The sequence below is a fragment of the Roseobacter ponti genome (assembly GCF_012932215.1).
GTDB lineage: Bacteria > Pseudomonadota > Alphaproteobacteria > Rhodobacterales > Rhodobacteraceae > Roseobacter > Roseobacter ponti.
The window spans coordinates 1,035,652-1,058,093 of sequence record NZ_CP048788.1; the positions used below are offsets into that span (position 1 = coordinate 1,035,652).

At 61.1% G+C, this 22,442-nt stretch carries 22 protein-coding genes; 15 read left to right on the top strand and 7 right to left on the bottom strand.

What is annotated here, in order from left to right:
• The first annotated feature begins 2 nt into the window (after positions 1-2).
• From thrC to G3256_RS05110, 5 genes are all read left to right on the top strand, one after another.
• Positions 3-1,391, top strand: a complete 1,389-nt coding sequence (gene thrC / locus G3256_RS05090) for a threonine synthase (RefSeq protein ID WP_169639793.1) — start codon at positions 3-5, stop codon at positions 1,389-1,391.
• A complete protein-coding gene (locus tag G3256_RS05095) occupies positions 1,388-2,650 on the top strand; it encodes a M16 family metallopeptidase (RefSeq protein ID WP_169639794.1) in 1,263 nt (420 codons plus the stop codon). The genes thrC and G3256_RS05095 overlap by 4 nt, the downstream gene beginning before the upstream one ends.
• Entirely contained in the window at positions 2,650-3,234 is a 585-nt protein-coding gene (locus G3256_RS05100; RefSeq protein WP_169639795.1) for a GNAT family N-acetyltransferase, read from the top strand. The genes G3256_RS05095 and G3256_RS05100 overlap by 1 nt, the downstream gene beginning before the upstream one ends.
• Before the next feature lie 203 nt (positions 3,235-3,437).
• On the top strand, positions 3,438-4,250 hold the full coding sequence (locus tag G3256_RS05105) for an MBL fold metallo-hydrolase (protein WP_169639796.1): 813 nt from the start codon (positions 3,438-3,440) through the stop codon (positions 4,248-4,250).
• A gap of 47 nt (positions 4,251-4,297) precedes the next feature.
• Positions 4,298-5,713, top strand: a complete 1,416-nt coding sequence (locus G3256_RS05110) for an FAD-binding oxidoreductase (RefSeq protein WP_169639797.1) — start codon at positions 4,298-4,300, stop codon at positions 5,711-5,713.
• Between the two features lie 3 nt (positions 5,714-5,716).
• Here G3256_RS05110 and G3256_RS05115 read toward each other — a convergent pair whose 3' ends face one another.
• From G3256_RS05115 to G3256_RS05130, 4 genes are all read right to left on the bottom strand, one after another.
• On the bottom strand, positions 5,717-6,883 hold the full coding sequence (locus tag G3256_RS05115; RefSeq protein ID WP_169639798.1) for an MFS transporter: 1,167 nt from the start codon (positions 6,881-6,883) through the stop codon (positions 5,717-5,719).
• 46 nt (positions 6,884-6,929) lie between these two features.
• A complete protein-coding gene (locus G3256_RS05120) occupies positions 6,930-7,460 on the bottom strand; it encodes an adenine phosphoribosyltransferase (RefSeq protein WP_169639799.1) in 531 nt (176 codons plus the stop codon).
• A gap of 17 nt (positions 7,461-7,477) precedes the next feature.
• Positions 7,478-8,098 carry a LysE family translocator gene (locus G3256_RS05125; RefSeq protein WP_169639800.1) on the bottom strand — a complete coding sequence of 207 codons (621 nt, stop codon included), beginning with the start codon at positions 8,096-8,098 and terminating at the stop codon, positions 7,478-7,480.
• 388 nt (positions 8,099-8,486) lie between these two features.
• A complete protein-coding gene (locus G3256_RS05130; protein ID WP_169639801.1) occupies positions 8,487-9,359 on the bottom strand; it encodes an S-methyl-5'-thioadenosine phosphorylase in 873 nt (290 codons plus the stop codon).
• Positions 9,360-9,704: 345 nt separating this feature from the next.
• On the opposite strand from G3256_RS05130, the gene G3256_RS05135 reads away from it, so the two are divergent.
• On the top strand, positions 9,705-11,333 hold the full coding sequence (locus G3256_RS05135; protein WP_169639802.1) for a SulP family inorganic anion transporter: 1,629 nt from the start codon (positions 9,705-9,707) through the stop codon (positions 11,331-11,333).
• A gap of 55 nt (positions 11,334-11,388) precedes the next feature.
• Here the strand turns inward: G3256_RS05135 and G3256_RS05140 are convergent, their stop codons facing one another.
• Complete coding sequence (locus G3256_RS05140; protein ID WP_169642333.1) at positions 11,389-12,033, bottom strand: CatB-related O-acetyltransferase; 645 nt, start codon at positions 12,031-12,033, stop codon at positions 11,389-11,391.
• The gene (locus tag G3256_RS05145; RefSeq protein WP_169639803.1) at positions 12,026-12,631 is read right to left on the bottom strand and encodes a flavin reductase family protein; all 606 of its coding nucleotides are present in this window, start codon (positions 12,629-12,631) and stop codon (positions 12,026-12,028) included. The genes G3256_RS05140 and G3256_RS05145 overlap by 8 nt, the downstream gene beginning before the upstream one ends.
• A gap of 103 nt (positions 12,632-12,734) precedes the next feature.
• Between G3256_RS05145 and G3256_RS05150 the strand changes: the two genes are divergently transcribed.
• The 7 genes from G3256_RS05150 (at position 12,735) to ptsP (ending at position 19,486) form a co-directional block, all read left to right on the top strand.
• A complete protein-coding gene (locus G3256_RS05150; RefSeq protein WP_169642334.1) occupies positions 12,735-13,214 on the top strand; it encodes a GNAT family N-acetyltransferase in 480 nt (159 codons plus the stop codon).
• A gap of 45 nt (positions 13,215-13,259) precedes the next feature.
• On the top strand, positions 13,260-14,024 hold the full coding sequence (locus G3256_RS05155) for an EcsC family protein (protein WP_169639804.1): 765 nt from the start codon (positions 13,260-13,262) through the stop codon (positions 14,022-14,024).
• Between the two features lie 165 nt (positions 14,025-14,189).
• Complete coding sequence (locus G3256_RS05160) at positions 14,190-14,651, top strand: NUDIX hydrolase (protein ID WP_169639805.1); 462 nt, start codon at positions 14,190-14,192, stop codon at positions 14,649-14,651.
• Between the two features lie 72 nt (positions 14,652-14,723).
• Complete coding sequence (locus tag G3256_RS05165) at positions 14,724-15,146, top strand: DUF1178 family protein (RefSeq protein WP_169639806.1); 423 nt, start codon at positions 14,724-14,726, stop codon at positions 15,144-15,146.
• Between the two features lie 3 nt (positions 15,147-15,149).
• Positions 15,150-15,788 carry an SDR family oxidoreductase gene (locus tag G3256_RS05170; RefSeq protein WP_169639807.1) on the top strand — a complete coding sequence of 213 codons (639 nt, stop codon included), beginning with the start codon at positions 15,150-15,152 and terminating at the stop codon, positions 15,786-15,788.
• Between the two features lie 168 nt (positions 15,789-15,956).
• A complete protein-coding gene (locus tag G3256_RS05175; RefSeq protein ID WP_169639808.1) occupies positions 15,957-17,195 on the top strand; it encodes an aspartate kinase in 1,239 nt (412 codons plus the stop codon).
• Positions 17,196-17,299: 104 nt separating this feature from the next.
• The gene (gene ptsP / locus G3256_RS05180) at positions 17,300-19,486 is read left to right on the top strand and encodes a phosphoenolpyruvate--protein phosphotransferase (RefSeq protein ID WP_425501553.1); all 2,187 of its coding nucleotides are present in this window, start codon (positions 17,300-17,302) and stop codon (positions 19,484-19,486) included.
• 4 nt (positions 19,487-19,490) lie between these two features.
• On the opposite strand, the gene G3256_RS05185 is transcribed toward ptsP, so the two are convergent.
• A complete protein-coding gene (locus G3256_RS05185) occupies positions 19,491-20,411 on the bottom strand; it encodes a LysR family transcriptional regulator (RefSeq protein WP_169639810.1) in 921 nt (306 codons plus the stop codon).
• A gap of 130 nt (positions 20,412-20,541) precedes the next feature.
• On the opposite strand from G3256_RS05185, the gene G3256_RS05190 reads away from it, so the two are divergent.
• Together G3256_RS05190 and G3256_RS05195 are read left to right on the top strand one after the other, a co-directional pair.
• Positions 20,542-21,360, top strand: a complete 819-nt coding sequence (locus G3256_RS05190) for a putative hydro-lyase (protein WP_169639811.1) — start codon at positions 20,542-20,544, stop codon at positions 21,358-21,360.
• Positions 21,361-21,384: 24 nt separating this feature from the next.
• Positions 21,385-22,416, top strand: coding sequence for a TRAP transporter substrate-binding protein (locus G3256_RS05195; protein WP_169639812.1), 1,032 nt, complete (start codon positions 21,385-21,387; stop codon positions 22,414-22,416).
• Positions 22,417-22,442: the final 26 nt, after the last annotated feature.

Consider the following 22,442-nt stretch of genomic DNA (forward strand, 5'->3'; position numbering starts at 1 on the left):
CCATGCGTTACATCTCAACCCGCGGCACAGCGCCCGTTCTGAACTTTGAAGAGGCGATGCTCACGGGCCTTGCCCGTGACGGCGGGCTTTATGTCCCGGAGACGATTCCGCAGATGTCCGCCACAGAAATCGCGGCTCTTGAGGGGCTGAGCTATGAGGCAACCGCGTACCGGGTGATGCGGCCTTTCGTGGGTGATGTTTTTACCGACGACGAATTCGAAGACATTATCGGGCGCGCTTATGCAGGCTTTGGTCATGCCGCCCGCGCGCCGCTGAAACAGCTTGATCAGGGGCACTTCCTGCTGGAACTTTTCCACGGCCCGACGCTGGCGTTCAAAGATTTTGCCATGCAGCTTATCGGCCAGATGTTCCAGACCGCTCTGGGGCGCAAGGGTGAGCGCGTCACGATTGTAGGGGCCACATCAGGCGATACCGGGTCGGCGGCGATTGAGGCGTTTCGCGGGCTCGACAATGTGGATGTCTTCATCATGTACCCGCACGGGCGTATCTCCGAAGTACAGCGCCGGCAGATGACCACTCCGCAGGAAAGCAATGTGCACGCGCTTGCCATGGACGGGGATTTTGACGCCTGCCAGGCGCGGCTGAAGGATATGTTCAACGACTTTGAGTTCCGCGACGGGGTGCGGCTGGCCGGTGTGAATTCGATTAACTGGGGCCGGGTGCTGGCGCAGGTCGTCTATTACTTCTCCTCCGCCGTCGCTCTGGGCGCACCGCACCGACCCATAAGCTTTACCGTGCCCACGGGCAATTTCGGTGACATCTTTGCCGGCTACATCGCCAAGCAGATGGGGCTGCCCATCGGCCGTCTGGTCGTGGCGACCAATCAGAACGACATACTGCATCGCTGCCTTTCGGGGCACGGGTATCACAAGGGCGAGACGGTGCCCTCAATCAGCCCGTCGATGGACATCCAGGTCAGCTCCAACTTTGAACGCGCTCTCTTTGATGCCTATGACCGGGAAGCGGCGGCTGTGGTGCAGCTGATGAATGAGCTGAAAGAGGGGGGCTTTGACGTCAGCCAGGGCGCGATGCAGGTGCTGCAGTCGCATTACAGCTCCGGGCGCGTCTCTGAGGCGGAAACTTCGGCCACGATCACCTCAGAGCTGAAGGCCAGCGGTGAGCTCCTTTGTCCGCACTCCGCAGTCGGTGTCCGCGTGGCACAGGCACAACGTGAGACCGGCACGCCCATGATCACACTGGCTACCGCGCATCCGGCGAAATTCCCCGATGCGGTTGAGCAGGCTTCGGGCATCCGCCCGCCCTTGCCCCCGCGCATGGCTGACCTGTATGAACGCAGCGAGAGGGTGAGCAGGGTGCCGGATGATCTGGAGGCTCTGAAAGGGTTTATCAGGGAGAATATCTCAGCGTGACAGTAGAGCAGCACCGTCTGGCCAACGGGTTTCGTATCGTGACCGAACACATGCCGGGGCTTGCCTCGGCTTCCGTCGGGGTATGGGTGACCGCCGGCGCGCGCCATGAAAAGCCCGGACAGAACGGCATCGCCCACTTTCTGGAGCATATGGCATTCAAGGGCACAAAGCGGCGCTCTGCGCTGCAGATTGCGGAAAGCATTGAGGACGTGGGCGGCTATATCAATGCCTACACCAGCCGTGAGGTGACGGCCTATTACGCCCGTGTACTGGAAAATGATGTACCGCTGGCGCTGGATGTGATCTCGGATATTCTGCTGAACCCGACTCTGGAAAAGGCGGAGATTGAGGTTGAGCGTGGGGTGATCCTGCAGGAGATCGGTCAGGCACTGGACACCCCCGATGACGTAATCTTTGACTGGCTTCAGGAAGAAGCCTATCCCGATCATCCGATGGGCCGCACGATCCTCGGAGCGGCCGAGCGGGTATCCGCTTTTACCCGGGCGGATCTGAAGAAATTCATTTCCCAGCATTACGGCCCTGAACAGATGATCCTGTCAGCGGCGGGGGCAGTTGATCACGAGGCGATCGTGAGGCTTGCCGAAGAGCTCTTCGGGGAGATGGAGGCGCGACCTGAGGCAGCGGTGAAAGCGGCACAGTTTTCGGGCGGTGAGCGGCGGCAGGTCAAAGCGCTGGAGCAGGCGCATTTTGCAATGGCATTCGAGAGCCCGGGCTACCGTGATGATGCGATTTACACCGCGCAGATCTACGCCTCGGCGCTGGGGGGCGGCATGTCGAGCCGGCTTTTCCAGGAGATCCGCGAGAACCGCGGGCTGTGCTATTCGATCTTTGCCCAGGCAGGTGCCTATGCCGATACCGGCATGACCACGATCTATGCCGGTACCTCTGCCGCGCGCCTGGCACAGCTCGCGGAGATCACCATCGACGAGATGAAACGCGCGGCCAGTGACATGTCGCCGGCTGAGGTGGCCCGCGCGAGGGTGCAGATGAAAGCGGGGCTGCTGATGGGGCTGGAGAGCCCGTCCAATCGGGCCGAACGTCTGGCCCGGCTGGTACAGATATGGGACCGCGTGCCGCCCCTTGAGGAAACGGTCGCGCTCATTGATGCGGTCACGACCGGGGATGTGCGCGAGTTTGCTGAAGGAATGGCCTCTGCCGCGCCTGCGGCGATGGCGCTTTATGGTCCGGTCGAAGACGCGCCGACGCTTGAGCGGTTACAGGAGCGCCGGGCCGCCTGATGCTGCGCGGCTTTCGCAAACTGAAGATCGAAACCGAGCGTCTGACGCTGCGACCGCCTGTACATTCGGATTTTCGGCCCTGGTCGGTGCTGCGTGCGCAAAGTGCAGGCTATTTGCGCTCCTGGGAGCCGAGCTGGGCGGATGATCATCTGACACGAAAAGCTTTTACCAACCGGGTCTACTGGGCGCAGCGTTCGGTCTCGGGCGGCACGGCCCTGCCGCTTTTTCTGATCCGGCGGAGCGATTCCGTTTTGCTGGGCGCGATTACGCTCGACAATATCCGGCGCGGGCCTGCGCAGGCCGGCACGCTGGGCTACTGGACGGGCGAACCTTTTGCGCGCCAGGGCTATATGCGCGAAGCGATCACGGCACTTGTACATCACGCGTTCACGCGGCTCGATCTGAGCCGGATCGAGGCGGCATGCCTGCCGGAGAACGCAGCCTCGCGCGGATTGCTGGAAACCTCCGGGTTCAAGTACGAGGGCGTGGCGCAGAGCTATCTGCAGATTGACGGGCGCTGGCGCACGCATGTGCTTTATGCGGCCCTGCGCGGCGACAGGCGTGGCAAAGCTGCGGCCTCCTGAAACCTGCCGGTTAAACTGCGCGGCTGCGCCGCACGACACGCCCCGGTCCCTTTCCTGCGGAAGGGGACCGCGATGCGCCTTCGGCGGGCGCACTTCTGCTGCAGGATGAGGCAGTTGACCACTGGATTTGTGCGGCGAGGGGGTCGGGGTGCTGATTTTGCCCTGAGGTGCGCTATTCTTTATCGGGACAGGGGGAACTGACCATGCTGATCCGCGCATTCATTTTGCTGTTGTTATCCGCCGCAGGCGTGTCTGCGCAGGAGCGCACGCCGAGCCATTGCGTGGCACTCGCACAATCCGCGCCAGGACTTGAATATGTGCAGCCTGCAGCACTCGGGCCCGTTCCGCCTGAGACGGTAAGACTGCATTACATCAACCATGCCAGTTTTCTGATCCGCAGCCATGGCGGGTTGAATATGGTGACCGATTACACCGGCTATACAGGCACGCTGCCATGGATCCCGGATGTTGTGACGATGAACCACGCGCATGACACGCACTGGACGGCCTTTCCGGATCCTGCGATCCCGCATGTACTGCCGGGCTGGGGCGAGTTCGGTGCGGGCATCGATCATCGTCTGGATCTGGGCGAGGTGCTGGTCCGCAATGTTTCCACCGATATCCGCTCGCAGTTTTCCGGTCTTGAGGCCGAGGGCAATTCAATTTTTATCTTCGAGATGGCCGGGCTTTGCATCGGGCACCTTGGGCATCTGCACCATGAACCCGATGCAGAGCAGTATGCCGCGATCGGGCGCCTTGATGTGGTAATGGCACCGGTGGACGGCGGCTACACGCTGGACCTGCCGACGATGACGCGGGTGCTCAAGAGGCTGCGCTCCTCCGTTGTGATCCCGATGCACTGGTTCTCTCTTTATGCGCTGGATGAGTTTCTGGCCGGCATGTCGGATGAGTTCACCGTGATCGACACCGGCGCACCCTCTCTGGAAATTTCGCTCGATAAGCTGCCCTCGCGGCCCACGATTATGGTGCTGCGTCCGGAATATCTGAGCGAATAGGCAGGCCACCTGCTTGCATATCGCTGCCGGAAAGGGGATCAGGTTTTATGACCCTTATTTCAGCTGACAAAGATTTTGCGGCGCGGCTCAAGGCGCAGTTTTCCGATGATATCGTTGCCGATACCGAACCGCGATATCTTGAGGAGCCGCGTGGCACCTGGCAGGGGCGGCCGACGCTGGTGGCAAGACCGCGAAACGTTGAGGAGGTGGCCGGTATCATCCGTGCGGCGTCCGAGGCGCGGGTTCCTGTCATTCCCTACGGCGGCGGCACCGGCCTGGTGGGCGCGCAGATTTCGCCTGAGGGGGCCCTGCCGCTGATCCTGTCGCTGGAGCGGATGACGGCGGTACGCGCGGTCTGGCCCGAAGAGAATGTCCTGATCGTAGAAGCCGGTGTGATCCTTGCTGACGTGCAGACGGCTGCGCGGGATGCAGGCCGGCTGTTTCCGCTGTCGCTGGCCGCAGAGGGGACCGCGCGCATTGGCGGAAATCTCGCCACGAATGCAGGCGGTACCGGCGTGCTGCGCTATGGCAACACGCGCGATCTGTGTCTGGGGCTCGAGGCGGTGCTGCCCGACGGACAGATCTGGCACGGGCTGCGGCGGCTGCGCAAAGACAACACCGGCTATGACCTGCGCAATCTGCTGATCGGTTCTGAGGGAACGCTCGGTGTTATTACGGCGGCGGCGATGAAGATGTTCCCGCAGCCGCACGATACCGGGACGGCTGTCTTCTCTGTCGCCTCCCCGGCGGCAGCGCTCACGTTGCTCTCGATGGCACGTGAGCGGCTCGGAGATATGGTCAGCGCGTTTGAGCTGATCAGCGGACAGGGGCTGGCCTTTCTCCGGCAGGAGCTGCCTGAGATCAGGCAACCCTTTGAGGTGGCCCCGGACTGGTCTGTTCTGATCGAAGTCGGTGTGGCCGCCGGCATGACAGCGCAGTCTGCGCTTGAGGATCTCTTTGAGCACGCGCTTGAGCGGGATCTGGTCAGCGATGGCGTGATTGCACAGAGCGCGCAGCAAAGCGACGCATTCTGGTCAGTGCGCGAGCATATTCCGGAGGCCAACAAACGCATAGGCGCAGTGGTGTCCAGCGATGTTTCCCTGCCGCTCGGGGCACTGGCTGACTTTATCAAAGCGGGCCCGGCCCGCATCGCCGGCGTCGGGGAGTTCCGGATCAACTGCTTCGGCCACATGGGCGATGGCAATCTGCACTACAATATCTTTCCGGTGGAGGGACGCAGCAAGAAAGATCATCTGGGCGATCGCGAGAACGTGCAGCGGGCGATCCATGATCTGGTGCATGAGTTTGACGGCTCCTTCAGCGCGGAACACGGCGTGGGCAGGCTCAAGGTGGGAGATCTGGAACGCTATGGCGATCCTGCGAAGCTCAGTGCGATGCGGGCGATCAAACAGGCGCTGGACCCATCGGGGATTATGAATCCCGGAGCGGTGCTGCGCGCATAAGGCTCAGGCCGCAGCCTGCGCGGTTACCGCGCTGCGCTGATACAGCAGCAAAGAGCCCAGAGCACATGCGATCATCACAATACCGCACAGATAGGCGGCACCCGCATCTGCCGCACTTTCCGCGAAATAGCCGCCGATGGCCGGCGCACTCATCATCGCGACGTAATAGATAGTGAAAAAGACGCCCATCCCGAGCGCCCGTGCCGGCGGTGGGAGAACTTTTGAGGGCAGGGTCATTACGGGCCCGGCGGCAAGCCCGGCGATCAGGCCGGCAACACCATAGGCGGGGAGCGCGAGGCGGATGGGGACGACGGGCAGGACAAGCAGACAGAAAGCAAAACTCAGCAGGCTGGCAGAGATGATAGCGACCGTGCGGCCGGTCCTGTCGGCAAGTAGCCCGCCGAGCGGAACGCCGACCGCCAGTGTGAACATGAAAAAGCTGATGACCGGGCCTGCCGTTGCGGCGGTCATGCCCTGCTCGGTCAGCAGCAGGGGTCCGAATGCAAAGACCATGGCGCAGCCGGCGTTGTAGAGCGCCCAGACGCCACCGGCTGCCACCAGCGGTGTGACAGGCAGCCCCCGTGATGGCGCACCGGCAGCAACAGCGACGGATGCGCTGGCAGGCCGGTAGATTACCGCCAGTGCCGCGATTGCCACCGCGATAATCATGATGACCCCGGCGTCAGCGAGCATGAGGCCGCCACCCGCTGCAAGCAGCGGCAGAATGAGCAGCGCGAGCGCAATGCCGGCGGGCCATGAGCAGATAAAAATACCCATCGCGGTGCCGATCTCCCGGCCTTCAAACCAGTCGACCAGCATCTTGGTCATGATCACGTTGATCACCACACCGCCGATGCCCGCGAGGATCCGTCCCGCCGCGATCAGGTTCCAGTCACTGGCAAAGGTGATCATCACCGCGCCGGCCAGCATCAGGCCGAGGCTGGCCATCGTGACGCGCTTGTCGCCGAAGCGGGCCGCAATCGTTCCACCGGGGATCGCCACGAAGATGCCCGGACCCAGATAAAGGCCGATCAGAATGCCCAGATCGGCAATGCTCAGCAGATAGCTTTCAACGAGCTGCGGGGAGAGCGCCGCGACAGACTGATACTGAAAGGCCATCGCCGTACGGGCGAAAAAGAGAACGGCAAGAATGCTCCAGCGCGATGTCATATGGTAATTCTTCCGGTTGAGGGCGGGACCTTCAGGCGCGGCCGGATCAGAGACCGTCAAAAGCGCAGAGCGCGTGTACATCCATGCCCATCGCTTCAAGTTTTGCCCGCCCGCCAAGCTCCGGCAGATCGATGATAAAAGCGCAGGACAGGATTTCCCCACCCAGCCGTTCGATCAGTTTAATGCCGGCTTCGGCGGTGCCGCCGGTGGCCAGCAGATCATCGACTACCAGAATTTTCTCCCCGGCCTGGATCGCATCGTCGTGGATTTCGACAATCGCCTCTCCGTACTCAAGCGTATATTCCTGACTGATGGTGGTGCCGGGCAGCTTGCCCTTCTTGCGGATCGGCACGAACCCGACGGAGAGCTGATGGGCAATGGCGCCGCCCAGAATAAAGCCGCGCGCCTCCAGCCCCACGACCTTGTCGATGTCGATCCCGGCATAAGGATGCAGCATCTGGTCAATGGCCATCCGGAACCCGCGCGGATCGGCAAAAAGCGTTGTCACGTCACGGAACATGATCCCCTCATGGGGGAAATCGACGATGGTGCGGATATAATCCTGAACGGTTTTCATGAGGTCTTTATTCCTTGTCAGGCGGCGCGGCGCAGGGTCGCCGTCAGCGCACCCATTGCAATGAGGGTGGCCCCGCCGGCGCGGGTGATCCAGGTGATGACGGAAGGGCGTGCGAACAGGCCGCGCAGCCGGCCAGCCAGAAGTGCATAGGCCAGCGCGTTAAGTGCGGCGAGCCCCACGAAGGTGCTGATGAGAATGGCGAACTGCGGCAGTAACGGCGCTTCCGGCCGGATGAACTGCGGCACAAAGGCAATGAAGAAAGCGATGGATTTCGGGTTAAGTGCTGTGACAGCTGCTGTGTGCCCGAAAACGCTGCGTGGGTTTACGTTCCGCACCGGGGCGAGCCCGCCCGAGGGCGCGGATCGTATGAGCCGGATGCCCAGCCAGATCAGGTAAACGGCGCCCGTCCATTTGAGCACGGTAAAGGCTGTGGCGGATGCGAGCACCAGCGCGCCGAGACCGACCAGCGACGCGGTCATTGCAATGAAATCCCCCAGCGCCACACCCGCAGCAGAGGCCAGAGCCACACCGCGCCCTTTTGACAGAGCATAGGAAAGCACCAGCAGAACGGTCGGCCCGGGGATCAGCAAAAGGGCGGTAGAGGCTGCCACAAAGGTCAGCCAGATATCGAGGGGCATTACGCACGTCTCCTGGTGTCGGGTCCGGGGGCCAGTCTTGCGCAAGATCTGCCCCTTTGACAATGTGAAGCGTGACTGTCCCGGACAGAAACGGCCAAAAGAAGGTGGGTACCGAGGTTATCTCTGTTCATGTCATCGGACCGCCGGATATCATTGTTCCTGACCGGTACGGGACTTATCGTGCGGCGTTCCTGCCGGTTTTGGAGCGCCATGGCGGCGAACTCCCTGCAACGAGATCGGGTGAGGCAACGGTGGCGGAGGCGACCCGGGGGAACCTGCAAACGTCAAATATGTGGTTTCAGGAGATTGCAGATCCTTAATACATCGCCCTGTCGGCGCACGGGCACAGCGCGGCGCACACCAGGCCCGCCGTTATTAATGGCAACGCCTAGAGCACACGCCCGGCGACAGCAACGAGCTTTGCGGTCACTGCGGGGTCACGCGCGTCGGGTTGTGTAAGGATCGCATATTCAAGCGCCCGGTCGCAGCCGTGCGGGCAGGGCGCGCGTTCGGCCCCCAGCAGGTCCGGCAGGCGACGCACCAGATCGCGGGCTTTGCCCGCATTGCCCGTCAGCGTTCTGATGATATCGCTCACATCGACCTCGCCGTGCTCAGGATGCCAGCTGTCGTAATCCGTGATCATGGCGACAGAGGCATAGCAGAGCTCCGCCTCCCGGGCGAGTTTGGCTTCGGGCATATTGGTCATGCCAATCACATCCGCGCCCCAGCTTTCACGGTACATTTTCGATTCCGCGAGGGTCGAGAACTGCGGGCCTTCCATCGCCAGATACGTTCCGCCGTTGTGCACTGTGATGCCTGCGTCGCGCGCGGCGGTCAGACAGGCCGCCCCCAGACGCGGGCATGTCGGGTGCGCGACCGACACATGGGCCACGCAGCCGGTGCCGAAGAATGATTTTTCCCGCGCAAAAGTGCGGTCTATGAACTGATCGACGATGACAAAATGTCCCGGCGCCATTTCTTCCCGGAAAGACCCGCAGGCGGAAACCGAGATCACATCCGTAACGCCCAGGCGTTTGAGCGCGTCGATGTTTGCGCGATAGGGCACGGTTGTCGGGCTGTGTACATGGCCCCGGCCGTGCCGCGGCAAAAAGACCATTCCGACACCGCCCAGTGAACCGGTCAGCACCGCGTCAGACGGCGCGCCCCAGGGTGTGTCGACAGACGTCCAGGTGGCGTCTTCGAGGCCCTCGATGTCATAGATGCCCGAGCCGCCGATCACGGCTATTTTTGTCTCTGTCATAGTGGTCTCCTGATGGCCTGTCCGGCAGATGGTGGCGCTGTTTCAGCGGGAATTCAACATGGTGCGGGCTGAGAAATGCCACCCTGTCATCAAAGAGATGTGAAAGACGCGCGCGGTGGCCCGGGGGGCGCCCGCTGGTGAGTGCTCTTTCAGGCGGCGCGTTTCTCCGGGGGGATTTACGGCCCCCCGCACTGCGGAGGGTTTCACCGGATGTTTACCATGATGCATCACACCGGCGCTGTGCTGCGGGGGTTTTCATTTCGCATCAAACAGTCTAGGCAGCGCGCAACGCAAGGCCCCAGTGCCCGACCCCCTCCCGCTCAACGACACCACGAGGAGCCATGCATGGCTAAGACGACGTTCCGTTCTTTTGCAAAAAACCTTGAGGTTACAGATCTGCGGTGGGCGCCGAAAGAAGGGCTTACGCCTGCACGGCTGCGCATTGAACTGCTCTCGGGGCTCACTGTTGCTCTGGCGCTGGTGCCTGAAGCGGTGGCCTTCGCATTTGTTGCGGGGGTGCACCCGCTGGTCGGACTTTATGCGGCGTTTCTTGTGGGTCTGATCACCGCGCTCATCGGGGGCCGTCCGGGTATGATATCCGGGGCCACCGGTGCCCTTGCGGTTGTGATGGTGGCGCTGGTCGCTGAACACGGGGTGGAATACCTCTTTGCCACGGTGGTGCTGATGGGGCTTTTGCAGGTTTTTGCAGGCGTCATGCAGTGGGGCAAGTTCATCCGGCTGGTGCCGCATCCGGTGATGCTGGGTTTTGTGAACGGGCTCGCGATCGTTATTTTTCTGGCGCAGATGAGCCAGTTTAAAGTGCCGGGCACCATGGAAAACACAGGCCACGGGCTCGGGGGCGGCGAGTGGCTGTCAGGCGGCCCGCTTATTCTGATGCTGGTACTGGTGGCCGCGACGATGGCGATCATCTGGGTCATGCCGCGTATCACCAGAGCAGTTCCGGCACCGCTGGCGGGGATCGGCATTGTAGCAGCGGTCGTGATTGGTTTTGGCCTTGATGTGCCGCGGGTCGGCGATCTGGCGTCTATTCAGGGTGGTTTGCCGCCGTTCCATATCCCGATGGTGCCACTGACTTTTGAAACGTTTGAGATTATTCTGCCCTATGCCGTCATCCTCGCAGCCATTGGTCTGATCGAGAGCCTTCTGACGCTTAACCTGGTGGGGGATATGACCAATCAGCGCGGTGGTGCCAGCCAGGAATGTATCGCTCAGGGTGTGGCCAATACGGTGACCGGCTTTTTCGGCGGTATGGGCGGCTGTGCGATGATCGGCCAGTCAATGATCAACGTAAAATCGGGCGGGCGCACCCGGGTGGCGGGGATTGCCGCGGCGGTGTTTCTTCTGCTCTTTATTCTTGTGGGTTCCTCGGTGATCGAGCTTATTCCGCTCGCCGCTCTGGTCGGTGTCATGTTCATGGTTGTGATCGGGACCTTTGCCTGGAACTCGCTCACGATCCTGCGCAAAGTGCCGCTGACAGACGCCTTTGTAATCCTGCTGGTAACGGTGGTGACCGTGATGGAAGATCTGGCCGTGGCGGTGGTCGTCGGCGTGATCGTGAGCGCTCTGGCCTATGCCTGGAACAACGCCCGCCGTATTTACGCCAAGACCTATACAACGCCGGAAGGCGCGCGGGTTTATCAGGTGCAGGGGCCGCTCTTTTTCGGCTCAAGCGACGGGTTTTCAGAGTTGTTCGACGTTCAGGGCGACCCGTCGGAGGTCATTGTGGATTTTGCCGACAGCCGGGTGGTGGATCAGTCAGCGCTTCAGGCCATTGAGGCGGTAGCCGGCAAGTATGAGGAGGTCGGCAAACGGTTGCAGCTGCGCCATCTGAGCCCGGATTGTCACCGACTGCTGGCCAAAGCCGGCCATCTGATGATCGACAGCGATGACGATCCGGACTATGCGCTGGCGGTCAATTATCAGGTGCGCACGGGCATTCTGGGCGGGCACTGACGCCGCGCGTCGCGCTTGCGATGCCGCACAAGACGCCCCGCCCGCCGTCCGGTGATCAGGTCGCGCTGTCCTGTGCCTGCCGGATTAATGCTGCGATGTCAGCCGACAGAAGCGCGTCCTGTGAGGCGGTAATCCGGTCAACGGGCCAGTCCCACCAGGCCAGTGCGTTGAGCCGTGTGATCTCATCGGGCTCAAAGCGCATGCGGGTCACGACAGCGGGGTTGCCAGTGGCGATGCAGTAATCCGGCAGCGTGCCCCGCACGACGGAGCCCGCGCCCACGATCACCCCGTTTCCGATGCGCGCCCCTGGCATCACGAGCGCGCCGTACCCCAGCCAGACATCATGGCCGATCACGGTGTCACGCCGGTCGGGCTGATAGCCGTCGCGGCTCTCTGCGTCAAAGACAGGAAAGGGGAAGGTGCTGATGCCGCTGGCGTCATGGCTGGCGGAAGCGGTGATAAAACGCACGCCGTGGGCGATCTGGCAAAAGCGACCGATTGTCAGCCTTTCGGTGGAAAACGGAAAGAGATAGGGGGCGAGATGCGTCGCCCAGTCGTCAGGCGGATCGAAATCGGAGGCATAGGTGAAATCACCGACCGCAAACTGTGGATGGTCGATGACGCGCGCCAGAAATACGGTGCCTTTGTGCGGCGTCCCGTCAGGCAGCAGAATGGGGTAGGTGGCTGCAGGATCAATCATCGGGCCGGGAGAGCTCAAAGATTTCTCTGACAACCGTGTAATCGCGGTATCCCATCCGGGACAGAGGCTGATATGTGGTGATGTCAAAACGTCCGTCGATGATCGCATCGTCGCGCAGGTGCACGCCGACAACCTCGCCGAATACGACGAAATTGCTCTCCCCCTCCATCCGTACGATCTGTGTCATCCGGCATTCAAGCGAGGCCGGTGCCGCTGCCACCCGCGAGCAGGCGATTTCCGAGCATTCCGCCGGTGTGATGCCGGCATGCTCAAACTCATCCGTTTCGCGCGGCAGCATCGCCGACGACAGGTTCATAACATCGCGCATCGCATATTCGACGATGTTGACACAGAAAACGCCTGTCTCGCGTATGTTGGCAACGCTGTCTTTGGTATCGCCGCGGTCCTCTTTTGATGAGGTGGACGCAAACATGACCTGCGGCGGCACATAAGCCACGGCATTGAAAAACGAATAGGGTGCCAGGTTGTTGGCGCCTTCCGCGTCGCGCGTCGAAATCCAGCCGATAGGGCGCGGTGTCACGATGGCATTAAACGGGTTGTGGGGCAGGCCGTGACCGTCAGCGGGGCGGTAGAACATTGTGGGCTCCTGATCGTTTGCGCGCCGTGTAACGCACCTGCCTGACGGGGACCAGTTGAAAACCCGCGCCAGGCAGGGCATAGCGGCCCGCGTGTATGATGTGATGACAGAGACCGCGCAGGACTGGCATGAGGTCGAAGCGCTTTATGATCTGTGCTTTGCGCCCGGGCGCGAGGCGCTGTCGTCCTACCGTTTACGCGATGATATTCCGCCGGTTTCCGGACTGAGCCTGGTGGCCCGCGACCGGGACGGGATCCTCGCCGGGGCGATCCGCTACTGGCCGGTCATGGTGGAGCAGGCAGAGACGCTGCTGCTTGGTCCGGTGGCGGTGCACCCGACCCGGCAGGGCGAAGGTCTGGCCACGGTGCTCATCCGCGAGTCGCTGGGGCTGGCAGTACTGCGGGGATGGGCGCGGGTCATGCTTGTGGGCGACGCTCCTTATTACAACCGGTTCGGCTTTCACCGGCTGGACGGTGTGTCGATGCCACCGCCCACCAACCCGGCGCGGGTGCTTGGTCAGGCGCTGGTCAGCGGTGCATGGGACGGGGTGCAGGGCGAGGTCACGCGATGGCCCGGGAATTGATTTTATCCTGATACTGCCCATCTTCTTTGTGTGAAGGAGCAAGTGATGGATGTGACGGTGCACAGCGGGCCCCCGGTGGATGTGGAGGCTGAACTTGACGCGCTTGCCGCGCGATACAGGGGCGCATCCGGTCTGGGGATCGAGTTGCTGAACATGATCGGTGGCAGTGCTGAGAACGTGCTTGACCGGCTGCCAAAGCCGGTGCGCGCAGGTCTGCAGGACGCCACAACAGCGGCCCTGACCCAGGCGATGAAGGCTGCAAGTTCCAGCCGTGGTGTTGTCGCGGACCAGAAAAGCTGGCTCAACTCCGCCGTGGGTGCTGCGATGGGTGCGGTTGGCGGTATGGGCGGATTGCCCACGGCGCTGGCGGAACTGCCGGTGACGACGACGCTGCTGTTGCGGGTCATTCAGGGGGTGGCCGCCGAGGAAGGCTTTGATCCTGAAAGCGAAAGTGTTCAGTTCGACTGCATCACCGTTTTTGCAAGTGCCGGGCCTCTGAAAGAAGATGACGGCGCAGACCTTGCCTTTCTGTCAACGCGTATTGCGCTTTCGGGCCACGCGGTGCGTGGCATCGTTGCCAGGGTGGCGCCGCGTCTGGCGACTGTTCTGGGACAGAAGCTGGCCGCCCAGACGGTACCGGTACTGGGTGCCGTAGCCGGTGCTGCCACGAACTACGCGTACACCAGCTATTATCAGGAGGTGGCGCATGTGCATTTCGGGTTGCGACGCCTTGCCATTGAGGCGGATGTGCCGCTGGATGAGCTGGCGGAAAAGCTCCGGCGCAGAATAAGCAAAAGAGCGCTTGCCTGACGCGGACTGCCTACCTGTCCCTAGTGGCATTCCTCGGCCCGCGGGGTACATATTGTGCCGGATCGTGGTATTACTTGGCAATCTGAGTAAGTTCTGGCATAGTTATCTAAAGCGGAGATAACAGAAAATTAACAGTTTTACAGACAGAGTTCGCTCAAGCGAGACATGATCAAACAGCTCCCCATTTCCGTTTCAGGATCGCGTAAATATGACGTGCGATCCCAGTTTGCTGCGCTGTGCTACCGGATCCGCAAAAATAAGATTCAGATTTTGCTGATCACCTCGCGCGGCACCCGTCGCTGGATCGTGCCCAAGGGCTGGCCGATGCACGGGCTGACGCCGGCGCAGACCGCCGCTCAGGAAGCATGGGAAGAGGCCGGCGTGCGCGGCCAGTCGGACGGTCGGTGCCTCGGTATTTATTCCTATAGCAAAGAAACCGACGAAAACGGCCATTTTCCCTGTCTCGGTATGATATTTGCCGTCGAGGTCAGCTCGATCGCTGATGAATACCCGGAAGCAGGCGAACGCGAGCGCCGCTGGGTGTCGCGCAAAAAGGCCGCAAAAATGGTGGATGAGCCTGAACTGGCACGAATTCTGCTGGATTTTGATCCGCGGCGCCCGATCTGAGGCGACTTGACCCGGAGGGGTTTGCGCCCCATTTCTTTGATACCAGAAACTTCCTTCGGAGACCGGTCTGAAATGATCAGCTATACGCTGAAATGTGATCAGGGGCACCGCTTTGACAGCTGGTTTCAGTCAGCGGGCGCCTATGAGACGCTGCGCTCTGCGGGGCATCTGGCCTGCGCGGAATGCGGCTCTTATGGCGTGGAAAAGGCACTGATGGCACCGCGGGTTTCATCCGCGGAAACACCTGAGAAACCTGACCTGACAGCGCCTGAGAACGAGACAGCCGGTAAAATTGCGAAGCTGCGCCGCTATGTAGAGGACAATGCAGATTACGTGGGATCGGGTTTTGCCAGCGAGGCACGATCCATGTATCTCGGCGCAACGCCGGAGCGGGCGATTTACGGCGAAGCGAATGCCGCAGAAGCCAGAAAGCTGATCGAGGATGGTGTGCCGGTGGCGCCGCTGCCGTTTCTTCCTGGAAAAAAGGCGAACTGAGCAATGACAGTGGTAATTACCGGCGCAAGCCGCGGAATCGGCGAAGGGCTGGCCCGGGCGTATGCCGCGCGCGGCACAGATACCATCGGCACAACGCGGGATGCCGGCTGGCAGCTTGATGTAACAGATCCGGGATCTGTTGCGCGCTTTGCCGGAGCGCTGGAGGACCGCCCGGTTGATTTACTGGTGTGCAATGCCGGTGTCTATCTCGATAAGGGGCATGTGATCGGTAAGGGATACCAGCCGGAGATCTGGGCGCGCAGTTTTGCCGCGAACGTGACTGGTGTCTTTCTGACGATCGAAGCCCTGTTGCCGGCATTGCGCCGGGCGGACTCAGCGAAAATTGCGATTATCTCGTCTCAGATGGCCTCGAGCGAACGCGCGCCCGGAGGCAGCTATGTGTACCGCGCCTCCAAGGCTGCCGTGCTCAATCTGGGACGCAACCTTGCCGCTGATCTGGCATCAGAAGGTATCGCCGTCGGCATCTACCATCCCGGCTGGGTGAAAACTGATATGGGCAGCATGTCGGCTGACATAACCGTCGAAGAGGCTGTGGCCGGTCTGATGGCGCGGTTTGAGGCGCTGAACATGAACACGACGGGATGTTTTGAGACCTGGGACGGCCGTGCGCATCCCTTTTAAGCTATCTGCACACGTCTGATTTATGGCTGAACATAGGGCCAGTGGCCGGCCCTGCTCTGGTGCGCATATACTGCACGCTGAGAAATCAGGTCCCCGCAAACGCGTGAGACTTGTGATCGGCGCGGTCTGCGCGTAAACCGCGCCCGACTGACCAGGGGGATGCGGGGTATGCCTGTTCTTGTGATGAAATTCGGTGGCACTTCGGTAGCCACTCCGGACCGCATCAGGCGCGCGGCAAAGCGCGTGGGCGTCGAGGTATCCAAAGGCTATAATGTCATCGTGATCGTCTCTGCCATGTCCGGCAAGACCAATGAGCTTGTGGGCTGGGTCAATGAAACGTCCCCTCTCTATGACGCACGCGAATACGATGCGGTTGTCTCATCGGGCGAGAATGTCACGGCGGGCCTGATGGCACTGACACTGCAGGAAATGGACGTGCCGGCGCGCAGCTGGCAGGGCTGGCAGGTGCCGGTCCGTACGACGGCAGCCCATTCCTCGGCGCGCATCGAAGAGATCCCCACCGACAACATCAACGGCAAATTCGCCGAAGGCATGCGGGTGGCCGTCGTCGCCGGTTTCCAGGGCGTGAGCCCCGAAGGGCGCATCACCACTCTGGGACGTGGCGGGTCAGATACAACAGCTGTGGCCTTTGCCGCGTCATTCGGGGCAGAGCGCTGTGATATCTATACGGATGTGGACGGTGTTTATACCACCGACCCGCGGGTCTCCAGCAAGGCACGCAAACTCGACCGCATCGCGTTTGAGGAAATGCTTGAGCTGGCCTCTCTGGGCGCCCGTGTCCTGCAGACCCGCTCGGTTGAGCTGGCGATGCGCTACAAGGTAAAGCTGCGGGTGCTGAGCAGTTTTGAGGAACAGTCGGATGATGCGGGCACGCTCGTCTGTGATGAGGAGGAAATTATGGAAAGTAATGTCGTTGCAGGTGTGGCGTTCAGCCGGGATGAAGCCAAGATGACGCTCGTGAGCGTTGCCGACCGCCCCGGGATTGCCGCCAGTATTTTCACAGCTCTCAGTGACGGCGGCGTGAATGTCGATATGATCGTTCAGAACATCGCCGAAGAGGGCCGCACCGACATGACCTGGTCCTGCCCGACCGATCAGGTGATGCGGGCGCAAAAGGCCGTTGAGGCAGCCAAGGCCGACGCGGTCATCAACTATCAGGACGTTATCGCGGACACGGATGTGGCCAAAGTCAGTGTCGTCGGCATCGGCATGCGCAGCCACACAGGCGTTGCGGCAAAGATGTTTCAGGTGCTCAGCGCCGAGGGCATAAACATCAAGGTCATTACCACGTCAGAGATCAAGATTTCTGTGCTGATCGACCGGAAATACATGGAACTCGCCGTACAGGCACTGCATGATGCCTTTGAGCTGGACAAAGCGGCCTGAGCCGGTTGGCTGAAGCCGGAAATCGCTGAGCCGGGAGGCAGTACGAGGTGGCAGAACGCCCCGAAACAGGGTCCCGTGTGTTGCTGGGCCGTTTGCGTGATGCGATGGCGGGCGATGTCGAAGGACAGGCCCGGCTCAACAAAATCACGCATCTGATCGCCGACAGCATGGGCTGTGAAGTCTGCTCAATCTATCTCTTCCGGGATGATGAGACGCTGGAGCTTTGCGCCACAGAAGGGCTTAATCAGGACGCGGTGCACCAGACCCGGATGAAGGTCGGAGAGGGACTGGTCGGCCTCGTGGCGCGGCGCCGGTCGGTGATCAACGAACCTGATGCGCCGCAGGCGCGCGGTTTTCGGTATATGCCCGAAACCGGCGAGGAAATTTACTCCAGTTTTCTGGGTGTGCCGGTGCAGCGGCTGGGCGAGGCGCTTGGGGTTCTGGTGGTTCAGTCGCGTGCCGCGCGAGTGTATTCCGCCGACGAGGTCTATGCACTGGAAGTGGTCGCGATGGTCCTTGCGGAAATGACTGAGCTTGGTGCCTTTGTCGGTGAAGGCGCTGCCATGTCTGCCCGCCATTCTCAGCCGGCGATGTTTCGCGGTACTGTCGGTCAGGAGGGGGCGGCGGAGGGCCATGTATGGCTGCATGAACCCCGTGTCGTGGTCACCAACCCGATCGCTGATGACCCGGTACGCGAAATAGAACGGCTGCGCGAGGCCGTGGAACAGTTGCGCGTGGGTGTCGATAAGATGCTCGAAATCGCCGGCGCTCAGGACAAAGACCAGGCCCAGGTTCTCGAAGCCTATCGGATGTTTGCCAACTCCAAAGGCTGGATGCGCCGGATGGAAGACGACATCGGCGGTGGTCTCTCCGCTGAGGCCGCTGTTGAAAAAGAGCAGTCGCTCGCGCGGGCCCGGATGGGGCAGGTGACCGATAATTACCTGCGCGAACGCCTGAGTGATCTGGATGATCTGAGTAACCGGCTGCTGCGGATCCTGACCGGGCAGGGTAAGGATACAGGCGCAGAAATGCCTGCAAACCCGATCCTCGTAGCGCGTAATATCGGGCCTGCGGAACTGCTGGAATACGGGCGCAGCCTGCGCGGCATCGTCCTCGAAGAAGGCTCGGTCGGCAGCCATGCGGCAATCGTCGCGCGCGCACTGGCGATCCCGCTGGTGGTGCACGCAAGCCGCGTGACGACCGAAGCGCTGAACGGTGATCAGATCATGGTCGATGGTGAGCAGGGTATTGTGCATCTGCGCCCGGACGACACCGTCGTGACAGCCTTTCGAGACAAAATTGCGATGCTGGCGGAAGCGCAGGAGCGCTATGCCTCGATCCGGGACAAGCCCGCCACAACGGCCTGCGGCAATACGGTCGGGCTCTTTATGAACGCGGGTCTGATGGCTGATCTGCCCTCGCTGCCGTCGTCCGGGGCTGAAGGGGTCGGGCTCTTTCGCACTGAGCTGCAGTTTCTGGTGCGCAACCAGATGCCGCGACGGGGTGAGCTTGTCGCCCTTTACAAACGTGTTCTGGATGCTGCCGGTGGCAAGCCTGTGGTCTTCCGCACGCTGGACATCGGGTCTGATAAAGTGCTGCCCTATATGAAGCCCAATGACGAGCCGAACCCGGCGCTCGGCTGGCGGGCGATCCGGGTGGGCCTTGATAAGCCGGGGATTATGCGGATGCAGCTTCAGGCGCTGATCCGGGCGGCAGAAGGGCGGCCGCTGACGGTGATGTTCCCTTTCGTCGCACAGTTTGAGGAATACCGCGAAGCCCGCAGGCTCATGGAAAAAACCCTGCAGGCCGAAGAGCGCCTCGGCCATCCGCTGCCCGAAACAGTGAAAATCGGTGCCATGCTTGAGACGCCGAGCCTCGGTTTCGCGCCGATGAAGTTTTTTGAAGAAGTCGATTTCCTGTCAATCGGCGGCAACGATCTGAAACAGTTTTTCTTTGCGGCTGACCGGGAAAACGAACGTGTGCGGCGGCGCTATGACACGCTGAACGTCTCATTCCTGAGTTTTATCGAGAGTATCGTTGAGCGCTGCGACAAGACCGGAACACCGTTGTCATTTTGTGGTGAGGATGCGGGTCGCCCTGTCGAAGCCCTTTGTTTTGCTGCCATCGGGCTGCGGTCTCTGTCCATGCGGCCGGCGTCAATCGGCCCGGTCAAGAGCCTTCTGCGCCGGTCCGACCTCGGAGAAGTGCGCAAAGTCATTGCTGACGCACGTCATCGTGGCGGGATGTCAGTTCGCCCGGCTGTGATGGAATGGCTGCGCAATCAGGGGTAACGGTTCAGCCCGCTGCTGTGCCGCCATAGGTCTGCCGGAACATCCGGTCTCCCAGAAACGCATTTGCCTCCCGTGTCACGCCGGCCATAAGATCGCTCACCGGGCTGCCTGTTACGTGGCTTGCAGTGAAGGCGATGGGCGGCAGATCGACCTCTGTGGGCAGAACAACGAGCCGTCCGTCCGCCAGTTCTTCGCGAATGACCGCTGCCGGGATCGCACAGATGCCAAAGCCTGCAACCGCCAGTCTGATAAGAGCGCCCAGTGACGACGAGGTCGACATGTCCAGCGTCGGCCGCGCATGCTGTGCGAGCATCTCACGCAGAAGCCGGCTGGGTTTGGTATTGTTTGCAAAGGTCAGAACGGGCTGTGCTGCGAGTTCTTCCACGCTCCACTTTTCCGACTTTCCCGCCAGGGAAGGGGTCGCCGCAAAGATCATGTCAAAGCTGCACAGTTCGCGGTTGGTGATGCTGGCCTCTGCAACAGGCCCCATCAGAAACGCCAGATCGATCTCGCGGGAGACCAGCGCATTTCGCAGACTGTCGGTGGAATCCACCATCAGATCAAAAGACAAGCCCTGGCGGGTGTCACTGAGCAGGCTCAGAAAATCCGGCAGCCAGGTGGCCACGATGGTCTCTGATGCCCCCAGACGGATCGACTGTTTGACATTGGTCTGACCGCTGAAAGCCTCCAGAACATTCTGCTCAAGCGCCATGTACCGTCGCGCCAGCGGCAAAAGGCGCCGCCCCGAGGGCGTCAGCCCGGCGTGGCGGGCTCCACGCAGAAAAACTGTGGTGCCGAGGTCCTGCTCCAGCATCTGAATGCGTGCGCTGACAGCGGGCTGAGACAGATTGAGCTTCATAGCCGCTGCGCGGAAACTGCGCAGGGTGGCAATCCAGTAAAAGGTATCGAGATTCCTGATCCGCATCCTGATCTCCGTTTTAAGATAAAAAATTTCTATTAAAATCCTTCTAAACATTCAATTTGACTGTATCCACCAGACGCGGGAGTGTCGGCTGGTGGAACGTATTCCGCAAAGCTGACGCCGGGGGGCTCATGTGTCTGTCAAGGAAAGCCTGAAAGATCTGGATGTTCATGCGCTGCGCCGGCTGATCCGTGCTGGCGGCTATGCCCGTCATACGGCGGGTCTTGCTGCGGGCAGGCTGCAGTGCAATCTGGCAATCCTGCCGGAGGCATATGCTGCTGATTTCATCAGCTTTTGCGAACTGAACCCCAAGCCCTGTCCGATTGTGGCCGTGAGTGAGCCCGGGAACCCGGCGCTGCCTGATCTTGGCGCAGACATCGACATACGCACGGATGTGCCGCGCTACCGGCTGTTTCGCAACGGTGTCTTTGACGAGGAAGTGACGGATATTTCTACCTGCTGGCAGGACGATTTCGTGACCGTGGCGCTGGGATGTTCCTTTACGTTTGAAAATGCGCTTATGGCGCAGGGGATCGCGGTCAAACATATCGATCTCGATCAGACGGTGCCGATGTATCGCAGCGATATCGCACTTGCTCCCGCTGGTCCTTTTAGTGGTGAGATGGTCGTAACCATGCGGCCGATCCCGGAAGCGCGGGTGCAGGACGCCTGGGAGATCAGCGCCCGCTACCCCCACGCGCACGGCGCACCCATTGGCTCAGGACCGTCAGCCGGCATCGGCATCGCCGACCTTCAGAAGCCTGACTGGGGGGACCCTGTTGAGGTCTCTGACGGTGAGGTTCCGGTCTACTGGGCGTGCGGTGTGACGCCGCAAAACGTTCTGATGAAAGCTGCAATTCCGTTCTGCATCACCCATGCACCGGGTCATATGCTGGTCGCGGACGTGGCCGAGGATGCGGATATTCCTGTCTTCAAAGCACACCAACACTGAACAAAATCCAACAAGGAGTTAATCATGCGCAAGACACTTACCCTTATGGCCGCGACAACCGCGCTGGCCGCCCCGGCAATGGCCGAAACACTGTCTGTTGTGGGCAGCTGGTCGAGCCTGCCGCTGCACCAGCAATATGAGGCACCGTTCTGGAGCGAGACCCTGCCGGCCGCCTCGGATGGCAAGCTGACCGTTGAGCTGACCACGCATAACCAGATGGGCCTTGGCCTTGGTGACATTTACCCGCTGCTGGGGCAAGGGGTCTATGACGTCGCTATGACCGTTGCGGATTATGCCGTTGCTGATGCGCCCGAACTGGAAGGGCTGGATGTTCCGTTGCTGGCGCTGACCGCGGATGAAGCCCGTGCGATGGTTGATGCGGCCCGACCGATGGTTGCCGATATCTATCGTGACCGGTTCAACGCACAGGTACTTGCGATCGCGCCTTATCCGCCGCAGGTGGTTTTCTGCAACCATGAGATTGCCGGGCTCGACGATCTGCAGGGCCTGAAAGTCCGTGCATCCGGCCGGATGACTGCCAAGCTGCTCGAAGCGCTGGGGGCTGAGGGCGTGAACGTTTCCTTCTCCGAAGTGCCGGGCGCGTTGCAGAACGGTGTGGTCGACTGCGCCGTCACCGGTGCGGGCTCGGGTTACAGCGCCGGCTGGTGGGAGGTTTCAACGCACCTCATGCCGTTGCCGCTGGGTGGCTGGGATTCGGTGGTCACAGCGATGAACCTCGACAAATGGAACGGTCTGGATGCGGCGACCCGGGAGCTCATTGCAGCCGAAGTCAAAACCAGCTTTGAGGATCCTGCATGGGCCAGCGCGCAGACAGCACTGGTCGACGATATTTCCTGCCTGACCGGAAACGGTGACTGCCCCGCTGGTGAGAGCCGTTCGATGGTTCTGGTTGAGGCCTCGGACGCTGATTTTGCCAAAGCCCGTGAGATTCTGACCACTGAAGTGCTGCCTGACTGGGCCGAGCGTGCCGGCGGCGACTGGGCTCAGCGCTGGAACGCATCCGTCGGTCAGGTTGTCGGCGTCGAAATCAAATAAGTCTCTTCCGGGGAGAAAGATCTCAG

Excerpts from the sequence above, each read along its gene's own strand:
- G3256_RS05110 (WP_169639797.1), top strand. The coding sequence starts at position 4,298 with ATGACCCTTATTTCAGCTGACAAAGATTTTGCGGCGCGGCTCAAGGCG.
- G3256_RS05105 (WP_169639796.1), top strand. The coding sequence starts at position 3,438 with ATGCTGATCCGCGCATTCATTTTGCTGTTGTTATCCGCCGCAGGCGTG.
- G3256_RS05155 (WP_169639804.1), top strand. The coding sequence starts at position 13,260 with ATGGATGTGACGGTGCACAGCGGGCCCCCGGTGGATGTGGAGGCTGAA.
- G3256_RS05150 (WP_169642334.1), top strand. The coding sequence starts at position 12,735 with ATGACAGAGACCGCGCAGGACTGGCATGAGGTCGAAGCGCTTTATGAT.
- ptsP (WP_425501553.1), top strand. The coding sequence starts at position 17,300 with ATGGCGGGCGATGTCGAAGGACAGGCCCGGCTCAACAAAATCACGCAT.
- G3256_RS05140 (WP_169642333.1), bottom strand. The coding sequence starts at position 12,033 with ATGATTGATCCTGCAGCCACCTACCCCATTCTGCTGCCTGACGGGACG.
- G3256_RS05165 (WP_169639806.1), top strand. The coding sequence starts at position 14,724 with ATGATCAGCTATACGCTGAAATGTGATCAGGGGCACCGCTTTGACAGC.
- G3256_RS05185 (WP_169639810.1), bottom strand. The coding sequence starts at position 20,411 with ATGCGGATCAGGAATCTCGATACCTTTTACTGGATTGCCACCCTGCGC.
- G3256_RS05115 (WP_169639798.1), bottom strand. The coding sequence starts at position 6,883 with ATGACATCGCGCTGGAGCATTCTTGCCGTTCTCTTTTTCGCCCGTACG.
- G3256_RS05170 (WP_169639807.1), top strand. The coding sequence starts at position 15,150 with ATGACAGTGGTAATTACCGGCGCAAGCCGCGGAATCGGCGAAGGGCTG.
- G3256_RS05145 (WP_169639803.1), bottom strand. The coding sequence starts at position 12,631 with ATGTTCTACCGCCCCGCTGACGGTCACGGCCTGCCCCACAACCCGTTT.
- G3256_RS05130 (WP_169639801.1), bottom strand. The coding sequence starts at position 9,359 with ATGACAGAGACAAAAATAGCCGTGATCGGCGGCTCGGGCATCTATGAC.
- G3256_RS05120 (WP_169639799.1), bottom strand. The coding sequence starts at position 7,460 with ATGAAAACCGTTCAGGATTATATCCGCACCATCGTCGATTTCCCCCAT.
- G3256_RS05195 (WP_169639812.1), top strand. The coding sequence starts at position 21,385 with ATGCGCAAGACACTTACCCTTATGGCCGCGACAACCGCGCTGGCCGCC.
- G3256_RS05125 (WP_169639800.1), bottom strand. The coding sequence starts at position 8,098 with ATGCCCCTCGATATCTGGCTGACCTTTGTGGCAGCCTCTACCGCCCTT.
- thrC (WP_169639793.1), top strand. The coding sequence starts at position 3 with ATGCGTTACATCTCAACCCGCGGCACAGCGCCCGTTCTGAACTTTGAA.
- G3256_RS05175 (WP_169639808.1), top strand. The coding sequence starts at position 15,957 with ATGCCTGTTCTTGTGATGAAATTCGGTGGCACTTCGGTAGCCACTCCG.
- G3256_RS05135 (WP_169639802.1), top strand. The coding sequence starts at position 9,705 with ATGGCTAAGACGACGTTCCGTTCTTTTGCAAAAAACCTTGAGGTTACA.
- G3256_RS05100 (WP_169639795.1), top strand. The coding sequence starts at position 2,650 with ATGCTGCGCGGCTTTCGCAAACTGAAGATCGAAACCGAGCGTCTGACG.
- G3256_RS05160 (WP_169639805.1), top strand. The coding sequence starts at position 14,190 with ATGATCAAACAGCTCCCCATTTCCGTTTCAGGATCGCGTAAATATGAC.